Annotated in this window: 25 protein-coding genes and 2 pseudogenes; 23 read left to right on the forward strand and 4 right to left on the reverse strand. The window is 47.2% G+C overall.

The window, feature by feature from the left end; translation table 11 throughout:
* Nucleotides 1-128 precede the first annotated feature (128 nt).
* The gene (locus tag AYJ58_RS19490) at nucleotides 129-1406 is read right to left on the reverse strand and encodes an FAD-dependent monooxygenase (protein ID WP_198555524.1); all 1278 of its coding nucleotides are present in this window, start codon (nucleotides 1404-1406) and stop codon (nucleotides 129-131) included.
* A gap of 406 nt (nucleotides 1407-1812) precedes the next feature.
* Here AYJ58_RS19490 and AYJ58_RS19495 point away from each other — a divergent pair, with 406 nt between their 5' ends.
* From AYJ58_RS19495 to AYJ58_RS19530, 8 genes and pseudogenes are all read left to right on the forward strand, one after another.
* The gene (locus AYJ58_RS19495) at nucleotides 1813-2238 is read left to right on the forward strand and encodes a hypothetical protein (RefSeq protein WP_106651362.1); all 426 of its coding nucleotides are present in this window, start codon (nucleotides 1813-1815) and stop codon (nucleotides 2236-2238) included.
* Nucleotides 2239-2323: 85 nt separating this feature from the next.
* Complete coding sequence (miaB, locus tag AYJ58_RS19500; RefSeq protein ID WP_106651363.1) at nucleotides 2324-3748, forward strand: tRNA (N6-isopentenyl adenosine(37)-C2)-methylthiotransferase MiaB; 1425 nt, start codon at nucleotides 2324-2326, stop codon at nucleotides 3746-3748.
* Nucleotides 3749-3971: 223 nt separating this feature from the next.
* On the forward strand, nucleotides 3972-5018 hold the full coding sequence (locus AYJ58_RS19505) for a PhoH family protein (RefSeq protein WP_106651364.1): 1047 nt from the start codon (nucleotides 3972-3974) through the stop codon (nucleotides 5016-5018).
* Nucleotides 5008-5469: an rRNA maturation RNase YbeY gene (ybeY, locus tag AYJ58_RS19510; RefSeq protein ID WP_106651365.1), complete on the forward strand. Its 462-nt coding sequence runs from the start codon at nucleotides 5008-5010 to the stop codon at nucleotides 5467-5469. Before AYJ58_RS19505 ends, ybeY begins: the two co-directional genes overlap by 11 nt.
* Before the next feature lie 40 nt (nucleotides 5470-5509).
* Nucleotides 5510-6384 (forward strand): annotated as a pseudogene (corC, locus tag AYJ58_RS19515) (CNNM family magnesium/cobalt transport protein CorC).
* Between the two features lie 6 nt (nucleotides 6385-6390).
* On the forward strand, nucleotides 6391-7965 hold the full coding sequence (gene lnt / locus AYJ58_RS19520; protein WP_106651366.1) for an apolipoprotein N-acyltransferase: 1575 nt from the start codon (nucleotides 6391-6393) through the stop codon (nucleotides 7963-7965).
* Between the two features lie 10 nt (nucleotides 7966-7975).
* Nucleotides 7976-8479, forward strand: coding sequence for a pilus assembly FimT family protein (locus AYJ58_RS19525; RefSeq protein WP_198555526.1), 504 nt, complete (start codon nucleotides 7976-7978; stop codon nucleotides 8477-8479).
* 228 nt (nucleotides 8480-8707) lie between these two features.
* A pseudogene (locus tag AYJ58_RS19530) lies at nucleotides 8708-9367 on the forward strand (class I SAM-dependent methyltransferase).
* An 89-nt stretch (nucleotides 9368-9456) separates the two neighbouring features.
* On the opposite strand, the gene AYJ58_RS19535 reads toward AYJ58_RS19530, so the two are convergent.
* Nucleotides 9457-9957, reverse strand: coding sequence for a zinc ribbon-containing protein (locus tag AYJ58_RS19535; protein WP_106651367.1), 501 nt, complete (start codon nucleotides 9955-9957; stop codon nucleotides 9457-9459).
* 121 nt (nucleotides 9958-10078) lie between these two features.
* Here AYJ58_RS19535 and leuS point away from each other — a divergent pair, with 121 nt between their 5' ends.
* From leuS to lipA, 14 genes are all read left to right on the forward strand, one after another.
* A complete protein-coding gene (leuS, locus tag AYJ58_RS19540) occupies nucleotides 10079-12658 on the forward strand; it encodes a leucine--tRNA ligase (protein WP_106651368.1) in 2580 nt (859 codons plus the stop codon).
* A gap of 100 nt (nucleotides 12659-12758) precedes the next feature.
* Nucleotides 12759-13253, forward strand: a complete 495-nt coding sequence (locus AYJ58_RS19545; RefSeq protein WP_006086960.1) for an LPS-assembly lipoprotein LptE — start codon at nucleotides 12759-12761, stop codon at nucleotides 13251-13253.
* 53 nt (nucleotides 13254-13306) lie between these two features.
* Nucleotides 13307-14338, forward strand: coding sequence for a DNA polymerase III subunit delta (gene holA, locus AYJ58_RS19550; protein ID WP_106651369.1), 1032 nt, complete (start codon nucleotides 13307-13309; stop codon nucleotides 14336-14338).
* A 24-nt stretch (nucleotides 14339-14362) separates the two neighbouring features.
* A complete protein-coding gene (gene nadD / locus AYJ58_RS19555) occupies nucleotides 14363-15004 on the forward strand; it encodes a nicotinate-nucleotide adenylyltransferase (protein ID WP_106651370.1) in 642 nt (213 codons plus the stop codon).
* Between the two features lie 107 nt (nucleotides 15005-15111).
* Complete coding sequence (rsfS, locus tag AYJ58_RS19560) at nucleotides 15112-15441, forward strand: ribosome silencing factor (protein ID WP_106651371.1); 330 nt, start codon at nucleotides 15112-15114, stop codon at nucleotides 15439-15441.
* On the forward strand, nucleotides 15441-15911 hold the full coding sequence (gene rlmH / locus AYJ58_RS19565) for a 23S rRNA (pseudouridine(1915)-N(3))-methyltransferase RlmH (RefSeq protein WP_006082752.1): 471 nt from the start codon (nucleotides 15441-15443) through the stop codon (nucleotides 15909-15911). The genes rsfS and rlmH overlap by 1 nt, the downstream gene beginning before the upstream one ends.
* 61 nt (nucleotides 15912-15972) lie before the next feature.
* Nucleotides 15973-17829: a penicillin-binding protein 2 gene (gene mrdA / locus AYJ58_RS19570; RefSeq protein WP_106651372.1), complete on the forward strand. Its 1857-nt coding sequence runs from the start codon at nucleotides 15973-15975 to the stop codon at nucleotides 17827-17829.
* A complete protein-coding gene (rodA, locus tag AYJ58_RS19575) occupies nucleotides 17826-18932 on the forward strand; it encodes a rod shape-determining protein RodA (protein ID WP_106651373.1) in 1107 nt (368 codons plus the stop codon). Before mrdA ends, rodA begins: the two co-directional genes overlap by 4 nt.
* A 16-nt stretch (nucleotides 18933-18948) precedes the next feature.
* Nucleotides 18949-20019 (forward strand): lytic murein transglycosylase B, encoded by a 1071-nt coding sequence (mltB, locus tag AYJ58_RS19580; RefSeq protein ID WP_106651374.1) that lies wholly within the window; start codon nucleotides 18949-18951, stop codon nucleotides 20017-20019.
* Complete coding sequence (locus AYJ58_RS19585; protein ID WP_106651375.1) at nucleotides 20003-20836, forward strand: septal ring lytic transglycosylase RlpA family protein; 834 nt, start codon at nucleotides 20003-20005, stop codon at nucleotides 20834-20836. Before mltB ends, AYJ58_RS19585 begins: the two co-directional genes overlap by 17 nt.
* A 141-nt stretch (nucleotides 20837-20977) precedes the next feature.
* A complete protein-coding gene (locus AYJ58_RS19590) occupies nucleotides 20978-22153 on the forward strand; it encodes a serine hydrolase (RefSeq protein WP_106651376.1) in 1176 nt (391 codons plus the stop codon).
* Between the two features lie 119 nt (nucleotides 22154-22272).
* Complete coding sequence (gene ybeD / locus AYJ58_RS19595) at nucleotides 22273-22539, forward strand: DUF493 family protein YbeD (protein WP_063883373.1); 267 nt, start codon at nucleotides 22273-22275, stop codon at nucleotides 22537-22539.
* 93 nt (nucleotides 22540-22632) lie between these two features.
* Nucleotides 22633-23286, forward strand: coding sequence for a lipoyl(octanoyl) transferase LipB (gene lipB, locus AYJ58_RS19600; RefSeq protein WP_063883405.1), 654 nt, complete (start codon nucleotides 22633-22635; stop codon nucleotides 23284-23286).
* Entirely contained in the window at nucleotides 23283-24248 is a 966-nt protein-coding gene (gene lipA / locus AYJ58_RS19605; protein WP_028761485.1) for a lipoyl synthase, read from the forward strand. The genes lipB and lipA overlap by 4 nt, the downstream gene beginning before the upstream one ends.
* Nucleotides 24249-24411: 163 nt before the next feature.
* Here lipA and rimI read toward each other — a convergent pair whose 3' ends face one another.
* Both rimI and AYJ58_RS19615 read right to left on the reverse strand, forming a co-directional pair.
* A complete protein-coding gene (rimI, locus tag AYJ58_RS19610) occupies nucleotides 24412-24960 on the reverse strand; it encodes a ribosomal protein S18-alanine N-acetyltransferase (protein WP_106651377.1) in 549 nt (182 codons plus the stop codon).
* A gap of 48 nt (nucleotides 24961-25008) precedes the next feature.
* Nucleotides 25009-25374, reverse strand: coding sequence for a hypothetical protein (locus AYJ58_RS19615; protein ID WP_106651378.1), 366 nt, complete (start codon nucleotides 25372-25374; stop codon nucleotides 25009-25011).
* A 253-nt stretch (nucleotides 25375-25627) separates the two neighbouring features.
* Here AYJ58_RS19615 and dpsA point away from each other — a divergent pair, with 253 nt between their 5' ends.
* Entirely contained in the window at nucleotides 25628-26095 is a 468-nt protein-coding gene (gene dpsA, locus AYJ58_RS19620; RefSeq protein WP_006082763.1) for a DNA starvation/stationary phase protection protein DpsA, read from the forward strand.
* Nucleotides 26096-26158: the final 63 nt, after the last annotated feature.

A 26158-nucleotide genomic window follows, 5' to 3' on the forward strand; every position in this document is an offset into this window, starting at 1 on the left:
ATGGCAGCCGTGCAAAAGCGTCGACTGAACTGACCATAGCTGCTAAAAACGCGGCATTTTAGCACTCAAAGCCCAAGTCAACAAATGCCACGTCATCCCACTCAGCCAGAACGCAAAACAACGCAGGATTAATTAAGCCCCATTGCATATTTTAAGACGGTCTTTTTGATCGGAGAATTGATGTTTGCCAACTTTAACGCGCCATTACGCAGCAGCTTAAGCGGCAAGATATCGTTGCTAAAACCGGCGTAAAACACATCCATCGCCGTCATCATCAGCTGGTTATCGCGATAACGTTTGTGCTGATATTGGGCCAGCACTTCATTCGACCACCAAGTATTATCTTGGGTTAATGCATCCTTGATGACCGCCAAAAATGCTTCGACATCCTTAAACCCAAGGTTCACCCCTTGACCGGCGAGCGGATTGATAGTGTGGGCGGCATCCCCTAAAATCACCACGTTCTGACTATAGTAGCGCTGCGCATGGCGACGAGTGAGGCCAAAACTGCCTTTATTCTCAACGGTAAAATCGGCATCTAGGCGCGCAGGGAAATGCAAACGTATCTGCTCTGCGAGCTGTTTATTATTCAGCTGCATTAACTGTTTTATTCGATTGGCATCGTCGTACCACACTAGCGAAGCGTTATTACCGGGCAGAGGTAACAAAGAGCGCGGTCCTTTAGGTGTAAACTGCTGCCATGTGACATCTTGCTGGCCCTGTGCGGTGCGGATATTGATCAGCATTGCCGATTGAGCGTAATCCCAACCCGATATACCAATCCCCGCCCATTGGCGCACCTGCGAGTGCGCACCATCGGCACCGACCAATAACTTAGCGTTAAGTTTATGATTCGATTGTAAGTGCACACTTACACTGTCGTTCTCACGGGCAAATGCCGCCACTTTATCGGGACAATATAAAGTGATGCCGGCCAATTGCGCCATCTGTTGCCACAGGGCAAGTTGGATTAATCGGTTTTCAACTATATGGCCTAAATGGCTGGCGCCAATTTGTGAACTGTGGAATTGAGTGATACAGCCATCGAGCTCCCAGGTTTCTAAACCAAGGTAAGGCACATTGCGCATTTTCAGCAGTGAGTCCAAGGCGCCAAGACGCTCAAGCAAACTTTCAGAAGCCACACTGATGGCCGAGACTCGCACATCTAACGGCTGCTCGGCTTGATAAGCCTCTGGCGCAAAGGATTCAATCACAGCCACTTTTAAACCTTGCTGAGCTAATCCAATTGCTGTCGCCGCACCGACCATACCGCCGCCGACAAGAATGACATCGAACTCAGTGCCTGCAGCATGATTGCATTCAACACGAGTGACGTCTAAATGAGTCACGTCAGAATGAGTTGTATCGGATGTCATCAGTGCACTTGTTTCATCAATTTGGCTCATCTTACTTACCACCTTAGTTACCACCTTTATTGCCTTGTTTATTAATGCCCAAACGACGTCTTTACACTATCTATGCGCCAGCTATTTTACACCGACAGCATTGACCAAACCTATGCAGGAAAAAGCCACTCACTTTGTATCAAAAGTATGTCTCTTAGCACTCAAACGTGAGCAAATGTTGCTATCACCCCACCTGCTCACAGTTGCTTACAAAGACAAAATTGCCCCATTACAACACTGACTACACTCAAGTCACACCTGCATCATAGCCAATATCACTTAATCCAAAGATTGTGATTCGGTTAGCGTTATGGGTGTTAAATACTTTCACTTAGCTAGCGCCTAGCCCTAAGTCGTATTGGACGAGTTAACAAGTGAATCCACCGTATCGATTAGCGAGGATGTCATGAAAACACTAACTCATTTACCCATAGCCAGTCGCCTATCAATTAGCAGCACTCTTAAGATGAGCACTCAGCTTAGATTAGGCACTGCACTTGCGTTAGGCACAGCACTCACATTAGGTATCACACCGCTAGCCCAAGCCATGGCGGCTAACTCAGCAGCTATCTCTACAGCTGGCCCAAACATTGAAACCATCACAGTGACCTATCGCGACCCGCTCGATTATGCCTTATATCAACATACCACGGAAATGTTGAGCGTATTTCGACTCGAAATCCGTGAAGACATCGGCATTCAGGCACGCAATAGCTTGATGGAAATGGCTAAAGCTCAGCATGTTAATCATCATAACCTCGCCCAAGTGCCAGCGAATAATAAAAACCTAGCATTTGTATGGGTATCGCCCTCAGCAAAAGCCAATCGGTAAAAGTGTGGACAAAGCTGGTCAGCAGCCATAACAGCAGGTAAAATGTCGCGCTATTTTTATTGGTCATCTTAGGGCGACACAACTGATGAGTAAGAAACTCCATATCAAGACTTGGGGCTGTCAAATGAATGAGTATGACTCATCCAAGATGGCTGATCTGTTAGGCGAATACCAAGGCTATACCTTGACTGAAGAAGCGTCTGAGGCAGACATTCTCCTGCTGAACACTTGTTCAATCCGTGAAAAAGCGCAGGAAAAAGTGTTTCATCAGCTAGGACGCTGGAAGACGCTTAAAGATAAAAATCCCAATTTGATTATTGGCGTGGGCGGCTGTGTTGCTTCGCAAGAAGGCAAAGCCATTAAAGACAGAGCCCAATGTGTCGACATTATTTTTGGACCACAAACATTACACCGTCTGCCCGATATGATCGAGCAAGTACGCCGTGGTGACAAAGCGGTTATCGATATCAGCTTCCCTGAAATCGAAAAATTCGATCGCCTGCCTGAGCCACGCGCCGAAGGCCCAACGGCGTTCGTGTCTATCATGGAAGGTTGCAGCAAATACTGTTCATTCTGTGTGGTTCCTTATACGCGCGGCGAAGAAGTCAGCCGTCCATCGGACGACATCATCCTTGAGATCGCCCAATTGGCGGAGCAAGGCGTACGTGAAGTGAACCTGCTTGGCCAAAACGTCAATGCCTATCGCGGCGCAACCCACGATGACGGCATCTGTACCTTTGCTGAATTACTGCGTTTTGTGGCAGCTATCGACGGTATCGATCGTATCCGCTTTACGACCAGTCACCCAATTGAATTTACACAGGATATTATCGACGTTTATGAAGATACCCCTGAGCTAGTGAGCTTCTTACACTTGCCAGTACAATCGGGTTCTGATCGTATTCTCACGGCGATGAAACGCGGTCACATGGCGATTGAATATAAGTCAATCATCCGCCGCCTGCGTAAAGCCCGTGAAGGCATTCAAATCAGCTCAGACTTTATCATTGGCTTCCCAGGCGAAACCAAAGAAGATTTTGCCGACACCATGAAGTTGATTGAAGACATAGGTTTCGACCACAGCTTTAGCTTTATTTATAGCGCACGTCCGGGCACGCCAGCGGCGGATTTACCTGATGATGTTGATATGGAAGAGAAAAAGCAACGTCTCGCGATTCTGCAAGACCGCATCACCCAGCAAGCCATGCGCTACAGCCGCCATATGATGGGCACAGTGCAGCGTATTCTGGTGGAAGGTCCATCGGTTAAAAATCCAATGGAACTGCGTGGCCGTACCGAGAACAACCGTGTGGTGAACTTCGAAGGTCAGCCAAAACACATTGGTACTTTTGTGGATGTCGAAATCGTCGACGTTTATACTAACTCGCTGCGCGGTAAGTTTATCCGCGGTGAAGATGAAATGGATCTACGCCGTAGCCTACGTCCATCGGATATTTTAGCTAAGCACAAACAAGATGACGAACTGGGTGTGACGCAATTTAAGCCATAAGGGTTAAATTGGCTTAAACACTACCGATATAAACTTGCACAGTACGTATCATAAAGAAGGGCGACTTAGTCGCCCTTTTGCTTTAACGCACTTTTGTTTAAGTCTACCGAGGCAATTGTTATTTTCCGTTAGCAATTATCGGCCATGGCTCGTAAACTGAAATTATCTTGCAAGGGTTTAGCGATATCAACCTTGCTTTCTTATTCGCTATTGGGAGTGCTATTTGTCCAGTAAATTAACTACCATGAATCTGTATCTCGAACCCGCAGAAACCCGCCGTTTGGCTTCACTTTGCGGTCCATTCGATGACAATATCAAACAGATTGAGCGTCGCGTTGGCGTTGAAATCGTCCGTAAAAACAATCATTTTCAGATCACCGGACTGCCACGCAATTGTTTAAGCGCCAACAACTTACTCAAAGAGCTCTATATCGAGACCCAAACGGTCAAAGGCAGCACGCCCGATCTTGAGCCTGAGCAAGTCCATATTGCTATTCAAGAAGCCATCGCCCTAGAGCAAGAAGATGCGAGCGATGACAGCGGCATTAATATCAAAACCCGCCGTGGCGTCATCAAGCCACGCAATCCAAACCAAAGCCTATATGTGGCCAATATTGTGCGCCACGACATTACCTTTGGTATCGGCCCTGCGGGAACCGGCAAAACCTACCTTGCGGTAGCAGCGGCAGTGGATGCGTTAGAGCGCCAAGAAGTGCGCCGTATTTTGCTGACTCGCCCAGCGGTAGAAGCGGGTGAAAAACTCGGTTTCTTACCCGGTGATTTAAGTCAAAAGGTCGATCCTTATTTACGTCCACTCTATGACGCACTATTCGAAATGCTCGGCTTTGAAAAAGTGGAACGCCTAATTGAGAAAAACGTCATCGAAGTGGCGCCGCTTGCCTATATGCGCGGCCGTACCTTGAACGATGCTTTTATTATTCTCGATGAAAGTCAAAACACCACAATCGAGCAAATGAAGATGTTCCTTACCCGTATCGGTTTTAATTCCCGCGCGGTGATCACAGGCGACATCACCCAAACCGACTTGCCTAAGCATCAAAAGTCCGGCTTACGCCACGCGATTGAAGTGTTAAGCCAAGTAGAAGAAATCAGCTTTAACTTTTTCGTCTCCCAAGACGTCGTGCGCCATCCTGTGGTTGCTCGTATCGTCGAAGCCTATGAGGCATTTGATTTAAAAGAGCAAACCTTAAAGGCTAAGAAAGAAAGCCAATACCAGAAACAACAGGAAGCCGCAGCACATGAGTCTTGATTTAGCCTTAGATATTCAACATGCCACCGCCTGCGACGGGTTGCCGACGGACGAACAATTTGCCCTTTGGGTCACAACCGCGATTGGCAATAGCATGGATGAAGCTGAATTAACCATACGTATCGTCGACAGCCGTGAGAGTCAGATGCTCAATAGCACCTACCGCGGCAAAGACAAACCGACCAATGTGCTGTCATTTCCCTTTGAGGCACCGCCAGAAATTGAACTTCCTTTACTCGGAGATCTTGTCATTTGCGCGGCAGTCGTTGAAAATGAAGCCCGTGAACAACATAAAACCTTAGAAGCGCACTGGGCACACATGGTTGTACATGGTTGCTTGCATCTGCTAGGGTATGATCACATCGAAGATGAAGAAGCTGAAGAGATGGAGTCGTTAGAGACACAACTCATTGAAGGCTTAGGCTTTACTGACCCATATAAGGAACAATAGTTAGCTAAGATAATCCCTATCAAAAGCTAATGAGAAAACTATGAGTGACGATATCCCCCGAGTACGAACGCCCACAAGAAAGGTTGGTTTGATAGAGTAAGTCAGCTATTTCAGGGCGAACCTCAAAATCGCGAAGATTTAGTCGATGTGATTGATGGTGCCGAGCAGCGCGATCTGATCACTCAAGACACCCGCGAGATGATAAAAGGTGTATTAGACGTTTCTGATATGCGTGTTCGGGATATCATGATCCCAAGAGCTCAAATTGTCGCCCTCCAGATAGACAACTCGGTCGAAGAATTACTCGCCACTGTGATTGGTTCAGGTCACTCGCGCTTCCCCGTCGTTAACGAAGATAAAGACCATATCGAAGGCATATTACTTGCTAAAGATTTGATCCCTTACGGTTTTTCTAACAGTGATGAGCCCTTCTCACTGGATCGCGTGATCCGTCCTGCTGTGGTTGTACCCGAAAGCAAACGCGTTGATGTATTGCTAAAAGAATTCCGCTCACAGCGCTACCATATGGCGATTGTGGTCGATGAATACGGCGGCGTATCAGGTCTTGTAACTATCGAAGATATTCTTGAAGAAATTGTCGGCGAGATTGAAGACGAATTCGACCACGATAGCACAGAAGAAACCGAGATCCGCAAAGTCGGCAACACGGTTTATATGGTTAAGGCCTTGACGCCAATCGAAGATTTCAACGAAGAATTCAACACTGAATTCAGCGATGAAGAATTTGATACCGTCGGTGGCTTAGTCTCACACGCCTTTGGCCATCTGCCAGAACGTAACGAGAGCATCATCATTGAAGGTATTGAATTTAAAGTTATCAATGCTGACACTAGGCGTTTAATCCAACTCAGAGTTAAACTCCCCGATCCTAATACTGGCGAAGACGTAGAATAATCACTCGTGCTAAAACAAATCCGGGCTTTTGCCCAACAAAAGTCCCGACCTAGTGCTTTGAGACTCGTACTGGCATTTGCCCTTGGCGCCAGTACGGCGCTTTCATTTGCGCCCTATTCCATTTGGATTATCTATCCGTTTGCCATAGCAATTGCCCTCTGGCACAGCCGAGCGCTTGGCGCTAAGGCGAGCTTTTACTATTGGTTAAGCTTTGGATTTGGCTGTTTTGCCGTAGGGATCAGCTGGGTACATGTAAGTATGGATACCTTTGGTGGTATGCCGCTCATCGCCTCCGTTGGATTGATGGCCTTGTTGGCTTTGTATTTAGCCTTGTATCCGGCACTAACAGGTTTAGCGCTGGCTTGGTTAACTAAAACGCGCAGTAAAAATGGCGAAACCACGTTTAGCCTTTGGCGTAATCTCGCCCTGTTCCCCGCCCTGTGGACCTTGACCGAATGGGCTCGTGGCTGGGTGATGACAGGTTTCCCCTGGTTATGGGCCGGTTACTCGCAAACCCAAGGGCCGCTTAAACCCCTTGCCAGTATCATAGGCGCACTCGGGTTAAGCTTTGTGCTGGCCATGCTCGCAGGTGCGTTAGCCCTTTGTTTTACTAAGCGTTATAAGAGTTTACTGCTTCTACTGCCACTCAGTATTTTGGCTGTTTGGGGGGCATCTAAGGTTTCCGACATTCATCCTACGGGTGAAAATGTTAAAGTGGCACTGGTGCAAGGCAATATTCCCCAAAGCATGAAGTGGGAACCCGATGCCCTGTGGCCGACCCTTTTAAAATACATGGATTTATCCCGCGAACATTTTGATGCCGATATCATTATTTGGCCAGAAGCGGCGGTTCCCGCGCCAGAATCTATGGTGCAGGACTTTTTAGATAACGCCAATAAAGTCGCCAATTTAAACCATACTTCAATCATCACTGGCATTATCAGCCATCAAAATAATGACTTTTATAATTCATTGATTGTGCTTGGTAATCATAATCAGAAACAACAAGCTGGCCCTGACTATGAAGGCGATGGCAGCAATCAATTTAAGAAACATCATCTGTTGCCGATTGGCGAGTTTGTGCCCTTTGAAGCGCTGCTGCGCCCGATTGCGCCTTTCTTTAATTTGCCTATGTCCTCCTTTGCCAGAGGCGAATACCAGCAGCCGAACCTAAGTGCCCTAGGCCATAAAATCGCGCCCGCGATTTGTTATGAAATTGCCTTCCCCGAGCAATTACGCGACAGCGTTAATCAAGGGACAGATATACTGTTAACTGTCTCAAATGACGCTTGGTTTGGTAGTTCAAACGGCCCATTACAGCATATGGAAATCGCCCAAATGCGCGCAGTTGAATTGGGCCGTCCTCTATTGCGGGCAACCAACAACGGCGTGACAGCGGTAGTCGATGAACAGGGCAATATCACCGCATCCTTACCCCAGTTTGAAACAGGTGTACTAAGCGCAACTATTCCCTTGGTGACAGGCCAAACTTGGTTCGCAATATTAGGCCAAACACCCCTGCTACTGCTCTGTGGTTTACTGGTATTACTCGGCTTTGGCCGACGTGTGAAAGCGCAATAGGATCGAGACCATGCATTACCCAATCAATAAACAAGATACGGCTGGCTTTACCTTGATTGAACTGGTTTTGGTCATTATTGTGCTTGGGATCTTGGCCGTCATTGCCGCGCCTAAATTTATCGGTTTGAGTAAAGAAGCTCGGGTACAAACCTTGAGCCAATTACAGGCCAGCGTAAAAACAGCCAACACGCTGGCCTACTCAAAAACCCAAATGCCCAGCCTGCGAAGCCAAGCCGTTGCAGGCCGCGATGATATTATTGATATCGACCTCAATGGCGATGGCACGCCAGATACCAGATTAAAATGGGGTTATCTCGATAATACCGACGTGGAAAAATGGATCACTTCAGATGAAAAGCTCATCATTCAATATCAAGGTGTTGATATCACTTACATAGGATATGATCTTAACGGTGACACCTTAGTGAATGACGATCAATGTTATTTCCGCTACACCCAAGCTAGCGACGCCAGCACTGCGCCGCAATATGATATCAACTCCCAAGGTTGTTAGGCTGACACTCAGTTAACCTGTGTTATCCCACAATTATCTGCGAATAGATTAGGTCCCTTATGCGTTACACGTTAAGGTGAACGATTAGACGTGGCCTTATACCAATCATAGTTACTGTTGCTGTTACTGTTACTGTTACTGTTACTGTTACTGTTACTGTGTCTGCATAGCTAATAGATTGGTACCATTACCTCGTTCCTTAACTAAGGTACACATCAAGGCAACTCTATGGCACTGCTTCGCGTGCGCTACCAAACCCACGAGTTTGGCGATCTCGATATTCATGTCAGAACCCTAAGAGACAATCAGGAATTTGAAGACATCGATGGCGAAGCCGAAAAGCTCGGTATTTCATCCGCAACTTGGCCATTATTTGGCATAATCTGACCATCGAGCCAAGTGCTGTCGCACCACATGGCAGACTACAAGATTGACAATAAGCGGATTCTTGAGGTGGGCTGCGGTATTGGGCTCGCGAGTCTAGTGCTTAACCATAGGCACGCCGATATCACAGCAACCGACTATCACCCAGAATCAGGGAATTTCCTTAAGCAAAATGTCGATTTGAATCATGGCCGGGCGATCCCGTTTGTGCGCACTGGCTGGGCAGATGCAGAAACTAATTTAGGCTTATTTGATCTGATCATTGGTAGCGATCCCTTGTACGAACAAGAGCATGCCGATCTGTTATCACAATTTATAGAACAGCATGCTAAACCAGTTTGCGATGTAGTCTTAGTCGATCCCGGCCGTGGTAATCATGCCAAATTCAGTAAACGCATGGTGACATTAGGTTACGAGCATACACAACATAAACCCATTCACACTGAATTCTTATTGGCGCCTTTCGATGGCCAAATCCTCAGTTACTGTCGTACGAACAGTTGATATTGGCTGATTAACCGAGATAGCGGTGATTTCGGTTTAATTAAGCAAAAAAAACGACGCAGAAGCGTCGTTTTAATGGAATAGGATCGTTAAGGCGTTAGCGGCTCGCGGGTAAATTCTTCGTGATCACACTCTGGGCAGTCGGGTATAGGTCCCGGAAATTCAATACTCATTTCATTGCCACAGTTAGTGCATACCATGATGCCCTGATTCACTATGTCACCACTTTGATAGTAACCATGATGCTTAAAATCTTGCGCTAGCTCATGCCATTCAACTTGGCTGCGGTCGGTGATTTCACTCAGCCAATGCCAAAGTGTATTCTCCAAAGTAATCACTGTGGGGCTATGACTCAGACTATCTGCATTTTGTTCACGCAGAAAACTCGCTATATCACGCTTTAGGAATTGTTCGACTAAAGCGAGTTCATCTTCTCCTGCCTGTTGTTTAAGGCGTAAAAACTCCTTTCCTTGAGTGACAGATTTAAATAAATTCTTTGCAGTCAGCGTGTTATCTTCTGAAAATTGAGATTTAACTTCGGCAATTAAGGCTTGATACAGTCCTAGTAACACGTTACTTCTATCATTCATAATCAATACTCCTTCATACGAACCTTTTTAATGCATCGCTTCTAGTTTATTCTATGCAGATCTTACTCGCGCTGATATGGCGTTAGATCAAATAATAGGCGGCACTGCCGGAAATAGAGTGATGCAAGAGCAATATAATCCCTCAGAAATTGAAGCCTTAGTGCAAAAGCACTGGCATGACAACAAAACCTTTGAAGTCACTGAAGATGCAAACAAAGAAAAGTTTTATTGCCTTTCGATGTTTCCGTATCCTTCGGGCAGACTCCACATGGGACACGTACGCAACTATACCATAGGTGATGTGGTTGCACGCTTTCAACGTCTCCAGGGCAAAAACGTGCTGCAACCCATAGGTTGGGACTCATTTGGTCTGCCTGCAGAAAATGCCGCGATTAATAACAAAACAGCGCCTGCGCCATGGACCTATGAAAACATAGAGTACATGAAGAACCAGCTGAAACTACTGGGTTTTGGTTACGATTGGAGCCGTGAAATTGCCACTTGTACCCCTGAATATTATCGCTGGGAACAATGGTTCTTCACTAAGTTGTACGAGAAAGGCCTAGTCTACAAAAAGACAGCTTCAGTCAACTGGTGTCCAAACGATGAAACCGTACTGGCGAACGAGCAAGTTCAAGACGGTTGCTGCTGGCGCTGTGATACCCCTGTGGAACAAAAAGAAATTCCACAGTGGTTCATTAAGATCACTGCCTATGCAGAAGAATTGTTAAACGATATCGACACCTTAGATGGCTGGCCTGAACAGGTCAAAACCATGCAACGCAACTGGATTGGTCGCAGCGAAGGCGTAGAAATGACCTTCGGTGTCGCAGGCCACGATAAAAGCTTCGATATCTATACCACACGTCCAGATACCTTAATGGGCGTGACCTATGTGGCGATTGCCGCAGGTCATCCATTAGCTGAAATCGCCGCGCAAACTAATCCTGAGCTTGCCGCCTTTATCGATGAGTGCAAAAATAGCACAACATCAGAAGCCGAACTCGCGACCATGGAAAAACGCGGTGTCGCTACAGGGCTTTTCGCCATTCATCCTATCACTGGTAAGCAAGTGCCGATTTGGGCAGCTAACTTTGTGTTGATGAACTATGGCACAGGTGCCGTAATGTCAGTTCCAGGCCACGATCAACGTGACTTCGAATTTGCGAAAAAATATGGTCTGGCGATTGAAGCTGTGATCAAGCCCGTTGATGGCGACGTTGATATCAGCGAAGCCGCTTATACCGAAAAAGGCGTACTGTTTAACTCGGGAGAGTTCGACGGTTTAGACTTTGAAGCGGGCTTTAATGCCATCGCTAACAAGTTAGTCGCCGAAGGTAAAGGCAAGCGCCAAGTCAACTATCGTCTGCGCGATTGGGGTGTTTCACGTCAGCGTTACTGGGGCGCACCTATTCCTATGGTGACCTTAGCCGATGGCACTGTGATCCCAACGCCAGCAGATCAACTGCCAGTATTACTGCCAGAAGATGTGGTGATGGACGGGATTCAAAGCCCAATCAAGGCCGATAAAGAATGGGCTAAAACCCAAGTCAACGGTCAAGATGCGCTGCGCGAAACCGATACCTTCGATACCTTTATGGAATCGTCTTGGTATTACGCCCGTTACTGTAGCCCGCATGCAGACGAAATGTTAGATCCGGCTAAAGCCAACTACTGGCTGCCTGTGGATCAATACATTGGCGGTATCGAACACGCTTGTATGCATTTGTTATATTTCCGCTTCTTCCACAAGTTGCTGCGGGATGCGGGTCTGGTTAACTCTAACGAGCCAGCCAAACAATTGCTGACCCAAGGCATGGTGTTGGCCGATGCTTTCTACTACATCAACGAAAAAGGCGCCCGTGTATGGGTGTCGCCGTTAGATGTAGCGACCACAGAAAAAGACGACAAGGGCCGCATTACTAAGGCTATCGACAAAGACGGCAATGAGCTGGTTTATACCGGTATGAGCAAGATGTCTAAGTCGAAAAACAACGGTATCGATCCTCAAGTTATGGTCGAAAAATACGGCGCCGATACCGTTCGCCTATTTATGATGTTCGCCTCACCACCAGAATTAACTCTGGAATGGCAAGAGTCTGGCGTTGAAGGCGCACACCGCTTCATTAAACGTCTGTGGAAACTGGCAAGCGAGTATATCGCCCAAGATAACAGCGAAGCCTTAGATGTCAGCAAGTTAACAAGCGACCAAAAAGCGCTGCGCCGTGAAGTCCACAAGACGATCGCGAAAGTGACCGACGATATCGGCCGCCGTCAGATGTTCAACACTGCGGTTGCCGCCGTGATGGAACTGATGAACCATCTGCAAAAAGCACCACAAACCACAGGTCAAGACAACGCCATTATTGGCGAAGCCTTATCGGCCATCGTACGTTTGCTGTACCCTATCATTCCGCATGTGAGCTTTAACCTGTGGAACGAGTTAGGTAATGCAAGCAACATCGAAGACAGCCAATGGCCAGTCGTTGATGAAGCTGCGCTAGTTGAAGACAGCAAGCTCATCGTTGTGCAAGTTAACGGTAAAGTTCGCGCAAAAATCACAGTAGCCGCCGACGCTGATAAAGAATCAGTAGAAGCCTTAGGCATGAGTGATGAACACGTGATCAAATACCTAGACGGCCTGACAGTACGTAAAGTGATCTATGTGCCGGGCAAACTGCTCAGCATAGTGGCCAATTAACGGCTGCTAATAACTCGCTATACTCAAAGCCAATGAAGTTGCAGCATAGCTGCAACTTCAAGCCTGCAGGGTATACCACGAATAGGAAACCGCGAAATCTATGCTAATCAAACGCATATGCTTCGCAATCATGGCACTAGTGATTATGACTAGCGCCGGTTGCGGTTTTAAGCTTCAACGCAGTTATCAAATCCCCGATGTCCTCAATCATTTGAGTTTGAGCAGCGCGGATGAATACAGCGAACTCACCCGTTTAGTACGAGAGCGCCTGCGCTTGAACAATATCCAAGTTGTCGACGCCGCCGATGACGTTCCAGTATTAAGGTTAATCACCGACTCCCTTGAACGCTCGACCTTATCTTTGTATCCCACGGGTAACGTTGCCGAGTATGAGCTGATTTATTTAGTCGAATTTGCTGTGGCATTGCCGGGCAAAGAAGCGCAGCCTTTCAAGGTTGAAATTCGCCGTGACTACTTAGACGATCCCCGTACCGCATTGGCAAAGAGTCGTGAAATGGAATTGCTGACGAAGGAAATGCGTATCCAAGCTGCGGATCGTATTCTGCAAGCGATGGCCAGTACTGAGGTGAATTAATGCGGGCCATCAATTCAATGCGGATAATCTACTAAATGCGGATAATCGACTAAATGAGAGTCTATCCCGATCAACTCTCCCGCCACCTTAACCAATTATTTCCTTGTTATCTGATTTTTGGTGATGATCCTTGGTTGATTGAAACCACCAAAGATCAGATCCGCCAATTCGCCAAGCGTCAGGGATTCGATGAAAAAGTCCAACTCATTCAAGAGACGGGCTTTAATTGGAACGACCTGACTCAGGAATGGCAGGCCATGAGTCTGTTTTCCAGTAAACGCTTAATTGAGCTAACGCTTCCCCACGCTAAGCCCGGCGCCGAAGGTTCTAGCACACTGCAAGCCCTATTGCAGACGCCCAATCCCGATATGCTGTTGATTATCGAAGGGCCAAAGCTCGCCACAGAGCAAACAAACAGTAAATGGTTTAAGACCTTAGATGCCCATGGCATGTATCTGCCCTGCGCCACGCCAGAGGGCGAGCAATTTATGCGCTGGCTCGATGCCCGCATCAAGCACTTTAAGCTCAATCTGCAGCCGGATGCGCGTGCTATGCTGCATTCTCTGTATGAAGGCAATTTACTGGCTGCCGATCAAGCCATGCAGTTACTGCAACTCCTGAGCCCAGCAAATCCCGTCAGTGCCGATGAACTGAGCCACTATTTTGAAGATCAATCGCGCTTCACTGTATTTCAACTCACGGATGCATTACTGAATAATAAACAGGATAGCGCGCAGCACATGCTGGCCCAGCTCAATGGCGAAGGCACAGCCTTACCTATCTTGCTGTGGGCCTTGTTTAAAGAGCTCAGCTTGTTATTCAATTTAAAATGCGAGCAAGCCCAAGGCGTTGCGCTGAGTGCACTCTGGGGTAAGCATCGTATTTGGGATAAGCGTAAGCCACTGTATCAAGCGGCGCTGCAACGACTCAGCCTTGAACAACTCGAACATATGCTCGCCCTCGCTTCGAAGCTTGAGCTCAATTTAAAGCAGCAGGGTAAAGAGGATTGGACTGGGCTGAGCCACCTGTGTCTGTTATTTGATCCTAGAGCCCATCGGCATCTGGCACATATAGCCATAGACTAATCATAAGTTAACCAAAGAGTTGATATGCGCATTGGCATTTTAGGCGGCACCTTCGACCCGATACACTATGGTCATATCCGTCCGGCGATAGAAGTGAAACACGCATTAGCCTTGGATAAAATCCTGCTGATGCCGAACCATATTCCGCCCCATAAGCAGCAGCCCAATTTAACCACAGCGCAGCGGCTCAAGATGGTTGCCGATGTCTGCTCGCAACTGGATGGCTTTGAGCTATGCGATATCGAGGCAAAACGCGACACGCCTTCCTACACAGTTATCACCCTTGAGCAACTGAAAAGCTTACATCCTGAAGATGAACTGTTTTTTATCATGGGGATGGACTCTTTCATCCAATTACAAAGCTGGCATGAGTGGCAACGCTTGTTCGACTTTGCCCACCTCGTTATCTGCCAGCGTCCGGGTTGGCAGCTCGATGCCGAGCATCCTATGCAGCAAATATTAACGGCCCGCAGTCAAGCACTCGCAGAGCATGCTGCTAACCCCGCCCATAGAAATGGTGGGCAGATTTTCCCTGTGACAATTACGCCACAGGATATTTCCTCGACGCACATTCGTGAGCAACTGGCAAAAGGCGAAATCCCCGCCGATTTACTCATGCCCGTCACGCTAGATTACATCCAAAATCAACGACTTTACTTACCTTAGCTCGAAACGTAAGCAGATATCGCCCACTCAACTGCCAATGGCAATGTATTCCGGCAAGCAACACTGGTATACTACCGCGCTATTTAAAATTAATGAGGTACGCCAGCGTGCAGAGCGCGGAATTAAAACAGTTTGTTGTCGACAAGATCGACGACTTAAAAGCCAGAGACGTTGTTGTTCTGGATGTCAGCAAGCAATCTAACATCACTGACTACATGGTCATATGTTCAGGTACATCAAAGACTCACGTTAAAGCTATCGCTGAAAACCTTGTGGTTGAAGCGAAGCAAGCCGGTATTCCACCTTTAGGTGTTGAAGGCCGTGAAAGCAGCGAATGGGTTCTTGTGGACATGGGCGATGTGATCCTGCACGTTATGCAAGATCAAACCCGTGATTTCTACCAGCTTGAAAAGCTCTGGTCAGAAAAGCAAGACTGATGAAGTTACAGCTCATCGCAGTAGGAACACGGATGCCCGATTGGGTTACCCGTGGTTTCGAAGAATACCAGCGCCGTTTTCCCCGTGATATGGCGCTGGAGCTTATCGAAATACCCGCTGGAAAGCGGGGGAAAAATGCCGACATTGTCCGGATCCTTCAAAAAGAAGGCGAACAAATGTTGGCGGCCATTCCCAAAGGCAATCATATTGTTAGCTTAGATCTCCCCGGAAAAAACTGGACGACCCCCGAGCTTGCAACCGCGTTGACTAAATGGCAACTCGATGGTCGCGACGTCAGTTTACTGATTGGCGGACCTGAAGGATTAGCGCCAGCTTGCAAAGAAGCGGCAAACCAAAGTTGGTGCCTATCGGCATTAACCTTACCTCATCCCTTAGTTAGGGTTGTAGTCGCCGAAAGTTTGTACCGCGCGTGGAGCGTGAACACGAATCACCCCTACCATAGAGAATAGCGGGATCTTGATGTTAACGAGTGTCAACCACCCGTCATGGGATCAGCCGGAGATAGCATAAGTGTCGCCAAAAAAGCGGATAACAATGCATGATCACGCCGCCGAGGCGTCTCTTTTTAAGCGCCGAGCGCTATTCACTTTTTTTTGCGTTTTCGCCCTATTAAGCGTATTAGTCACCAACCTTTATCATTTACAGGTTGAATCCTATAAGGATTATGCAACTCGCTCTAATGATAATCGCATTCGTGTTGTTCCCATTGCTCCTAGTCGCGGCCTCATTTACGATCGTAACGGCGTGCTGTTAGCCGAAAACTTACCCTTCTATTCCCTCGATCTGGTTCCTGAAAAAATCAGTAACATGTCAGAGACCTTAGATGAGCTCGGCAAGTTAATTGAGATCAGTGAAGATGAACGCGAAACCTTTACCGAAGCGCTGAAATTTCATCGCCGCTTCAAACCACTGACGCTCAAAAACCAGCTCACCGAAGAGCAAGTGGCGATTTTCAGTGTTAACCAACACAAATTCCCAGGCATTTCCGTCGAAGCGGGTCTGAAGCGTAATTATCCCTACGGCGCGCAAATCACCCATGTGCTGGGTTATGTTGGCAAGATTAACACCCGAGACAGAGCCCAGTTAGAGCGCAGCGATCTGTGGAAAAACTATGCGGCCACCAAGGACATTGGTAAGCAAGGCATTGAAAAGTTTTATGAATCCCTACTGCATGGCAAACCGGGTCACTTAGAAGAAGAAGTGAACAACCGCGGCCGCGCAATTCGTACCTTAAAAATAGTACCGCCAGAGCCGGGACAAGATATTTACCTGACCTTAGATCTCAAGCTGCAACAAAAAGCGGTTGAGCTACTCACAGGTTTGCGTGGTTCTATTGTCGCAATCGATCCCCGTGATGGTGGGGTTTTAGCTATGGTCTCGAGTCCAAGCTATGATCCAAACCAATTTGTTCAAGGGATTAATAACAAAGATTACAGCGCCTTGCTCAATGATAAATCACGACCTTTGATCAACCGTGCAACCCAAGGCCAATATGCGCCAGCATCAACCATCAAGCCACATCTCGGACTTTTAGGGCTTGATGAAAAAGTCATTACCGAGAGCACCCGCGTATGGGACCCTGGTTTTTGGCAGATTCCTGGTGTTGAACGTAAGTACCGCGACTGGAAACGCTGGGGACACGGCTGGGTTAACGTCTACAGTGCCATTACTGAATCCTGTGATACCTTCTTCTACGAACTCGCCTATAAAGTCGGTGTCGACCATATTGCCCGCTTTATGGAACAATTTGGTTTTGGTCAAAATACTGGTATCGATATCTTTGAAGAATCGGCTGGCAACATGCCATCCAAAGAATGGAAACGCTTGAAATACAATCAAGCTTGGTACATAGGTGACACCATTTCCGTCGGCATCGGCCAAGGTTATTGGACGGCAACCCCATTACAATTGGCGAATGCAGTAGGCATTATGGCGAATAAGGGCCGTCGTTTCCCGCCGCATCTGCTGAGATCGATTAAAGACAATACTGCCAAAATTGACTCTCCGATTAATGAGTTACCACCAATCGAACTTAAAAACCCCCGTAACTGGAATATCATTAACGAAGCGATGCGCCAGACGGCACATAAGTCACGTTTCACTGATGCCACTTACACCGCCGCAATGAAAACCGGTACGGCGCAGGTCATTGGCGTGGCCGAAAATACCAAATATGATGCAAATAAAATTGCCGAACATTTCCGCGATAATGCCTTAGTTGTGGCCTATGCGCCCTTCGAAGATCCTAAAATCGTCCTCGCTGTCGTGATGGAAAACGCAGGATGGGGTGGCGCAAATGCTGGCCCAGTCGCCCGCGCCATGCTCGATGAATATATGCTTAGAGATACTTGGAAACCGCAGCCATGAGTAGCCATAGCCAATATCAAAACATCTGGCAACGCTTGCACATAGACTTGCCATTATTGCTCGGCCTATTGGCTGTCATGGGCTTTGGCCTGTTCGTCATCTATTCTGCCAGCGGCGAAGATTTAGAGATGATGGAGCGGCAGCTATTCCGTATGGTGTTGTCGCTCGGCATTATGTTCACTATGGCTCAGATCAATCCTGAGGCGCTTAAACGCTGGGCCCTACCCATTTATCTGGCAGGGATTGTCTTGCTGCTCGGGGTACATTTTTTCGGTGAAATTAACAAAGGCGCACAACGCTGGTTGAACTTAGGCTTTATGGAGTTTCAACCCTCAGAACTGATTAAGCTTGCCTTCCCCATCACAATGGCTTGGTATATCAGTAAGTTCCCTCTGCCACCGAAGAAACGCTATCTTGCTGGTGCAGCTGTAATCTTACTGGTGCCGACTCTGCTTATCGCGAAACAACCCGACCTCGGTACCTCGATTCTGGTGGCCGCATCGGGGATTTTCGTGTTGTTTTTATCGGGCATGAGTTGGATCATTGTCGGCGGTTTTATCGCGGCAGTACTCGCCTTCCTACCTATTCTTTGGTATTTCTTGATGCACGATTACCAAAGAACGCGGGTATTAACCTTACTCGATCCTGAGCAAGATCCATTGGGGGCGGGTTATCACATTATTCAGTCGAAAATCGCGATTGGCTCCGGCGGACTTTGGGGCAAAGGCTGGCTCGACGGTACTCAATCGCAACTTGAATTTATCCCCGAGCGCCATACCGATTTTATCTTTGCAGTGATCGGTGAAGAATTTGGCTTAATTGGCAGTATCTTACTGTTAATTATGTACCTTTATATTATTGGCCGCGGCTTAGTCATCGCTTCGCGCGCCCAAACCAGTTTCGCTCGACTACTCGCAGGTAGTATCACGCTGACCTTTTTCGTTTATGTTTTTGTGAATATTGGCATGGTTTCAGGTATCCTGCCCGTGGTAGGTGTACCACTGCCCCTTGTCAGTTACGGTGGAACCTCCATGCTGACATTGATGACAGGGTTTGGCATTCTTATGAGCATTCATACCCATAGACGTTTTGTAGATAGATAATTTTTAGGGACTTTTCATGCCTACTCTCCGAGCTTTTTTAGCTCCACTCGGCTTACTGTGTTTAAGCTCATGTTTAGTCGCCTGTACCACGGCGAACGAACCGACACCCATGCAGGCACCCGCTCCAAGCACGCCAGTGGCGCCGGCCGCTGAAATCGCGCCCACAATTCCCGCTGAACTCAAAGAAGAGTTTATCCAAACTCAAGTAAAACAAGGTTTTACTCGGGCAGAAGTGCTCGCTTTTCTTGATAAAGCAACATACAACCAAGGGGTTATCGATGCAATGACCCGCCCATGGGAAGCAAAACCTTGGCATGTGTATTATCCCATCTTCTTAACCGAGAAACGCCTCGACGCTGGTCTTGCCTTTTGGAAAAAACACGAGAAAACCATCGCCAAAGCGGCGGCCAAGTACCAAGTTGATCCACAGATTATTGTCGCCATCATCGGCATTGAAACCTTCTACGGCCAATACACGGGCAATTATCCTGTGATTGATGCCCTCTATACCTTAGGTTTTCACTATCCGCCGCGCGCCACCTTTTTCCGTAAGGAATTTGGCGAGCTGATGAAGTTAGTGAAAGAAGAACATTTAGATATCGATACCCTCAAGGGCTCCTACGCGGGTGCTATGGGTTATGGGCAGTTTATTCCCTCAAGTTACCGCCATTACGCGGTTGATTTCGATGGCAGTGGCAATCGCGATCTATTACAAAGTCCAGAGGATGCTATCGGCAGTGTGGCCAATTATTTCCATGAACACGGTTGGCAAGCCAATGCGCCGGTCGCTTTACCGTTAGTCAATAACAGCAAAGCAGCACCTAAAGCGAAAGTCTGGGCAGGTGAAAAGCTGAACTATAAAGTTGCAGATATTTTAACGCCGACCTTAGCCCTCGCCGATGCGCGGGACTTAGATGTTTCGCAAAAAGCCTTATTGATTGAGCTAGAACAAGCCGATCACAGTGACTACTGGCTTGGCTTAAATAACTTTTATGTGATCACTCGCTATAATCGTAGCCCTTTGTATTCAATGGCCGTTTATCAATTTAGCCAACAATTAAAAGAACAGCATGCCTCTAAAAAATAATCTTTTACAGCTTGCCGCCTTAGTTATGTGCTTCGCCCTTGCGGCGTGTTCTTCGAGCCCAAACAACGCCAGCAAGAAAAATATGGACCCGAACAAGGGCCGTTATTCGCTGAAAAATGACAAGCTGCCACTGAATCCACCGAATGTGGATAATGTGCCGAACGCGACGCCTAAATACGAGCCCTATAGCCGCCGTGGCAACAAACCTTATACGGTTTACGGTGAGTCCTATACTGTGATGAACACGGGCCAAGGCTTTAGTGAAACTGGCCGCGCCTCTTGGTATGGTGAAAAATTCCATGGCTACGAGACCTCTAATGGCGAGCCCTATGACATGTATTCTATGTCTGGCGCCCATAAGACACTGCCACTGCCGAGTTACGCTCAGATCACTAACTTAGAGAACAATAAGCAAGTGATCATTCGCATCAACGACCGTGGGCCATTCCACTCAGATCGCATTCTCGATGTCTCCTACGCCGCCGCCTATAAACTCGGCATGCTCGGCAAAGGTACGGCGCGGATCAAACTGGATGTGGTTTATATTGGCAGTGTTGCGGCCACTAATTCGGCCGTAGCCAGCGCTCAAGATACGGGTAATCATTACATTCAGTTAGTGGCCTCCAAAGATAGAGCCAAACTTAATGCCATGGCGAAGAATCTTGAACAGAAATATCAGGTCAAGACCCGTGTACAAGCGGCAAACAATATGTTTAGACTACAGCTCGGCCCCATAGGTCAGCCTGAGTTAGCCGACAAGCTGCTCAATAACGTCAAGCAAAATGGGTTTCCTGAGGGTTATATCGTCCATGAATAATGACCGTTTGCTCTGAACAGAATTGATTTAAAAATAGAGATGAAGGAACCTTCACTAAAACTCACTGTCCGAAAGTGGTACACTGTTGAAGATCTTCTCGAATCCTTTCCATTTAATACAACTAAAAGACGTGCCAAGTTAATGATGAATTTTGTAAAAAGTCCCATTAAAACATTGCTGCTAATTTCCAGTGTCTCTCTCCCCGTTTATGCTGCGCAGCCTATTATTACACCTGATGCACCTTCAGTAGCCGCCAAAGCGTTCGTATTGATGGATTATAATTCGGGCCAGATTATCGCTGAAAGTAACGCTTACGAAAGCCTTAACCCAGCCAGTCTAACTAAGATGATGACCAGTTACGTGATCGGTCAAGAAATCAAAGCGGGCAATGTCTCCGTTGATGATGATGTGACTATCAGTAAAAATGCTTGGTCTAAAAACTTCTCTGACTCTTCTAAGATGTTCATTGAAGTCGGCACTACGGTTAAAGTAGGCGATCTAAACCGCGGTATCATTATTCAATCGGGTAACGATGCATGTGTGGCCATGGCCGAACACATAGCCGGTACTGAAGGCGCCTTCGTTGACATGATGAATTCATGGGCCAAACAACTGGGAATGCGTGATAGCTACTTCGAAAACTCCCACGGTTTAGATGCAGAAAATCACAAATCTACCGCCTATGATATGGCGTTATTAGGCGCCGCGTTAATTCGCGACGTACCAGAAGAATACCGCGTCTACAGCGAGAAATTCTATACCTTCAATGGTATCAAACAATACAACCGTAATGGCTTATTGTGGGATAACAGCATGAACGTGGACGGCATTAAAACCGGCCACACATCAGGTGCAGGCTACAACTTAGTGGCATCGGCCACCAAAGACGGCATGCGCTTAATTTCAGTGGTAATGGGCACGCAAAGTGAATCAGCCCGTAAAGCTGAAAGTAAGAAATTACTGACCTATGGCTTCCGCTTTTTCGAAACGGTAACCCCCTATAAAGCTGGCGACAGCTTTATTACTCAGCCGATTTGGTACGGTGACAAGAGCACGGTTGATTTAGGCGTAGCAACTGATACCCCTATCACCATTAGCCGTGGCCGTGGTAAAGACTTAAAAGCCAACTTCGAACTGACTAAACCATTAGATGCTCCTTTGAAGAAAGGCGAAACGGTTGGCCGTCTATTCTTCCAACTTGACGGTAAAGATATTGCCCAGTTCCCACTGGTGACATTGCAAGAAGTCAACGAAGGCAGCTGGTTTAGTAAATTAGTTGATTACTTTAAACAACTGTTTTCTGGTTGGTTTAGCTAAGCTAAACCATATAAATAAAGCCACCTCAGGGTGGCTTTATTTTTTTGGCTGCCGCCGCCCTTGAATCGGGTATAATAACCACCATATAGACTTCATTGAAACAGCTAAGAGTACTGATTATGTTAGGCACTAAATTTGATGAACTGATGGATTTCCCCTGCGCATTTCCTTTCAAGGTCGTCGGCGAAGCCCATGAAACGCTAACTGACAAAGTCGTGGCTGTGGTCCAAAAACATGCACCAGGTGATTATTCGCCATCGACCAAAACATCGAGCAAAGGTAGCTATCACTCCATTACTATCCGCGTGACTGTGACCAGCAAAGATCATATCGAAATTTTGTACACAGAACTTGCCGCCATCGAAGGCGTACGCCGCGTACTATAAATATTCCTCAAGGCCATGAAATGTGATCTGTCTTACATTTATGGTCAAGAGGCGTATAATAGCGCCACTCAATTCTAAGGGGAGAGGTTGCCCTTGCAAGACACGACTTTGCACATTCGACATCTTGGAAAACAAGATTACGAATCAGTGTGGCATGCGATGCAGCATTACACTGATACGCGCGACAGCGAAAGCCATGATGAACTGTGGATTGTCGAGCATCCGCCCGTGTTTACCCAAGGCCAAGCCGGCAAGAGCGAGCATATTTTAAATGCTGGCGATATTCCGGTTATCCAAGTGGACCGCGGCGGTCAAGTCACTTACCACGGCCCAGGCCAACTAGTGGTATATCCTCTTCTCGATATAAAACGTAGTAAAGTCGGCGTACGTCAACTCGTCACCCATATAGAGCAAAGCATTGTCGATATGCTCGCCAAGTACGGCATTAACGCTTATGCCAAGGCCGATGCGCCGGGCGTATATGTGGATGAACGTAAAATTGCCTCCCTAGGATTACGCATTCGTAAAGGCTGTTCATTCCATGGATTAGCCCTTAATGTCGATATGGATTTAGCACCATTTCGCCGCATCAACCCTTGCGGTTATGCCGGTCTTGAAATGGTGCAATGCAAAGCACTTGGCGGACCACAAACCGTGATTGAAGCGGGCGAGCAACTTACTATTACTTTTAGCCAATTACTGGGCTATCAACACCTAGTTCATCATCAAGGATTAGCAGCGTCATGAATAGGCCTGAACGTTTACAACCCGGAGTAAAACTAAGAGATGCCGATAAAGTGTCTCGTATTCCGGTCAAAATCGTCCCATCAGAGCGCGACACTATGTTGCGTAAACCCGATTGGTTACGGGTTAAACTGCCGGCATCGAATCAACGCATTTTAGATATCAAGCAAGCGCTGCGCAAAAATGGCCTGCACTCGGTCTGTGAAGAGGCTTCTTGCCCTAACCTCGCCGAATGCTTTAACCACGGCACAGCGACCTTTATGATTTTGGGTGCGATTTGTACCCGTCGTTGTCCATTCTGCGACGTAGCCCATGGTCGTCCGCTTAAGCCTGACGCTGAAGAGCCGGTTAAATTGGCGCAAACGATCCGCGATATGAAGCTGAAATACGTGGTTATCACTTCGGTAGATCGTGACGATTTACGTGATGGTGGCGCCCAGCATTTTGCCGATTGTATCCGCGAAATTCGTAAACTGAATCCAGATATCAAGATCGAAACCTTAGTGCCTGATTTCCGTGGTCGTATCGATGCCGCCTTAGATATTTTATCGACAGAGCCGCCTGATGTGTTCAACCACAACTTAGAAACAGCGCCAATGCATTATCGTAAAGCGCGCCCGGGTGCAAATTACCAATGGTCGCTCGATCTGCTAAAACGCTTTAAAGAACGTCATCCCAATGTGCCGACTAAATCTGGCCTGATGATGGGACTGGGTGAAACCAATGAAGAAATCGCCCAAGTGCTACGTGACCTGCGTGAGCACAAGGTTGAAATGCTGACCTTAGGCCAATACCTACAGCCGTCTAAGTTCCACTTGCCGGTTGAACGTTATGTGCCACCAGCAGAATTTGACGAGCTGAAAGCCTTAGCCGATGAGTTAGGTTTTACCCATGCAGCCTGTGGCCCATTAGTGCGCTCAAGCTACCATGCGGACCTGCAAGCCCAAGGTAAAGAAGTGAAATAACCTTCTTGCTTAGATGCAGAGCTCAAGTGATGTAGAGTTCAGGGTGATTAAAATAGAAAAACAGCGCTTAAGCGCTGTTTTTTTATGGCTGTGTTTTGTGATAGCGACTTATCACAATCGTTCGCATTGCAATCGTTTTACGACATGAATGCTAATGCTCAGCTTATTCTTGGGTTATCGCTAAATCCATCAAGATAGCGTCTTCTTTACCGCCTGCTATTGGGTAGTAACCTTTGCGACGTCCCGACTCAATAAAGCCAGCCTTTTGATATAAAGCACGGGCGGCAAGATTGGATTCTCGCACTTCTAGCATAAGCACCACGGCGCCCGAAGCCTTGGCCGAAGCTACCACAGCCTTAAGTAATAACTTGCCGTAACCTTTGCCCTGCTGGCTTGGTAATAGGCAAATATCCAACAAAGTCACTTCATCGACTATCTGCTGCACTATCGCAAAGCCTAAAAGACCATCGACCGAATCCGAAACTGAAGCTGCGTTAGGTTTCGCCTGCTTTAAACCTAGAACTCGGTATAAATGCCCGAAACAATCAGCAAGATTGCCCTCACTCATGGGGTGGCTATGGGCCATAGATTCAAGCTGCGCCATTTGAGGAACATCTTTAAGCGTGAGTGCCACAAGCTCAACAGGCAAACCTGCTGTCAATTGTGCTGCGAAGGGTGCTGTGAATAGACTATCTTCTGGTGGGATGTTCAACGCTGGTATTCCAAAGTATTGGTTATTAATGATATTTACGAGTAGAGTTCAAGACTTGCTTGGAGCTTGGCCACTCACTTGCTCGCGCCATTGGTAAATCTGCTGCCAGAGCGCGCTTTTAGCCTGCCAACCCACTAATAAATCGGCCAAGGGTTCAGATACTAACCATGCGGTACGTGGCCTAACTTTGTGACGTCGCAGATCCCAAACGATCTGTTTACCCGTATGGGGCTCACAATCAAAATCACATTCATCACGCTTTATGTCGATAAGTGTTAGCACAGCGTCAATCAGTGGCTCAGCCTCGGGTAACTCACCGTGTTCATCCCAAATCACTAAATAAGGTTTCACCTTAGTGTCGCGCACTCGCCAAGTTGTCACATTCATGGCGGTTAAATAGGCTGATTTATTCATTAGGGTCAGTTTTATTCAATTCAAGTATCGACTCACAACATGCCGCTAGGATAGCAGTTCTGCCTAGGCATTGTTACTGCCATGCGGCTAAAGGAGTTGGGCACAAGCCGATTAATGGCAGCACAATTACGACATTTAACGCAGAAAAGTTCAATCGAATTTATAGATTTACAAAATCTAATTTACTCATTTTACATTTAATATCAGAAGATTAGACTGAATGCACTCAGTAAGACAATAGCAGGAGAACGCCATGATTAACATAGGTATCAATCAAGCCAACAGAGAAGAAATCGCCGCTGGCCTTAACCAACTATTGGCAGACAGCTACAGTCTTTACCTTAAGACTCACAGCTTTCACTGGAACGTTACCGGCCCCATGTTCACTAGCCTGCATTTGCTATTTGAACAGCAGTATACCGAGCTTGCCCTTGCGGTCGACCTTATCGCAGAGCGAGTACGTGCATTAGGTGCCAGAGCGCTAGGGTCCTATTCGGCTTATGCCGCACTGACTGAAATTAAAGAAGATCAGGGCGTCACCAAAGCCGAAACCATGATCCGCGAATTGTTAAACGATCAAGAGTTAGTGATCCGTAATGCTAGAGCCCTGTATCCACTGGTGAATCAAGCTAATGATGAAGCCACTGCGGACTTGCTTACCCAGCGCATTCAACAGCATGAGAAAAATGCCTGGATGCTACGCAGCTTATTAACGGAATAATTGACTAACCCTATTGCGGCACAAGCCAAACAAAAAGTCGCCAAGCATAACCGCTTGGCGACT

Origin of the sequence: Shewanella sp. Pdp11 (assembly GCF_002838165.1) — a bacterium.
Classification (GTDB): Bacteria; Pseudomonadota; Gammaproteobacteria; order Enterobacterales; family Shewanellaceae; genus Shewanella; species Shewanella hafniensis.

Bases quoted from the DNA above. Each gene is read 5' to 3' on its own strand.
- AYJ58_RS19490 (WP_198555524.1), bottom strand. From the start codon at position 1,406: ATGAGCCAAATTGATGAAACAAGTGCACTGATGACATCCGATACAACT.
- rlmH (WP_006082752.1), top strand. From the start codon at position 15,441: ATGAAGTTACAGCTCATCGCAGTAGGAACACGGATGCCCGATTGGGTT.
- AYJ58_RS19585 (WP_106651375.1), top strand. From the start codon at position 20,003: ATGCCTCTAAAAAATAATCTTTTACAGCTTGCCGCCTTAGTTATGTGC.
- ybeY (WP_106651365.1), top strand. From the start codon at position 5,008: ATGAGTCTTGATTTAGCCTTAGATATTCAACATGCCACCGCCTGCGAC.
- ybeD (WP_063883373.1), top strand. From the start codon at position 22,273: ATGTTAGGCACTAAATTTGATGAACTGATGGATTTCCCCTGCGCATTT.
- rodA (WP_106651373.1), top strand. From the start codon at position 17,826: ATGAGTAGCCATAGCCAATATCAAAACATCTGGCAACGCTTGCACATA.
- AYJ58_RS19590 (WP_106651376.1), top strand. From the start codon at position 20,978: ATGATGAATTTTGTAAAAAGTCCCATTAAAACATTGCTGCTAATTTCC.
- AYJ58_RS19615 (WP_106651378.1), bottom strand. From the start codon at position 25,374: ATGAATAAATCAGCCTATTTAACCGCCATGAATGTGACAACTTGGCGA.
- AYJ58_RS19525 (WP_198555526.1), top strand. From the start codon at position 7,976: ATGCATTACCCAATCAATAAACAAGATACGGCTGGCTTTACCTTGATT.
- dpsA (WP_006082763.1), top strand. From the start codon at position 25,628: ATGATTAACATAGGTATCAATCAAGCCAACAGAGAAGAAATCGCCGCT.
- holA (WP_106651369.1), top strand. From the start codon at position 13,307: ATGAGAGTCTATCCCGATCAACTCTCCCGCCACCTTAACCAATTATTT.
- nadD (WP_106651370.1), top strand. From the start codon at position 14,363: ATGCGCATTGGCATTTTAGGCGGCACCTTCGACCCGATACACTATGGT.
- miaB (WP_106651363.1), top strand. From the start codon at position 2,324: ATGAGTAAGAAACTCCATATCAAGACTTGGGGCTGTCAAATGAATGAG.
- AYJ58_RS19535 (WP_106651367.1), bottom strand. From the start codon at position 9,957: ATGAATGATAGAAGTAACGTGTTACTAGGACTGTATCAAGCCTTAATT.
- AYJ58_RS19545 (WP_006086960.1), top strand. From the start codon at position 12,759: ATGCTAATCAAACGCATATGCTTCGCAATCATGGCACTAGTGATTATG.
- leuS (WP_106651368.1), top strand. From the start codon at position 10,079: ATGCAAGAGCAATATAATCCCTCAGAAATTGAAGCCTTAGTGCAAAAG.
- mltB (WP_106651374.1), top strand. From the start codon at position 18,949: ATGCCTACTCTCCGAGCTTTTTTAGCTCCACTCGGCTTACTGTGTTTA.
- AYJ58_RS19495 (WP_106651362.1), top strand. From the start codon at position 1,813: ATGAAAACACTAACTCATTTACCCATAGCCAGTCGCCTATCAATTAGC.
- lipA (WP_028761485.1), top strand. From the start codon at position 23,283: ATGAATAGGCCTGAACGTTTACAACCCGGAGTAAAACTAAGAGATGCC.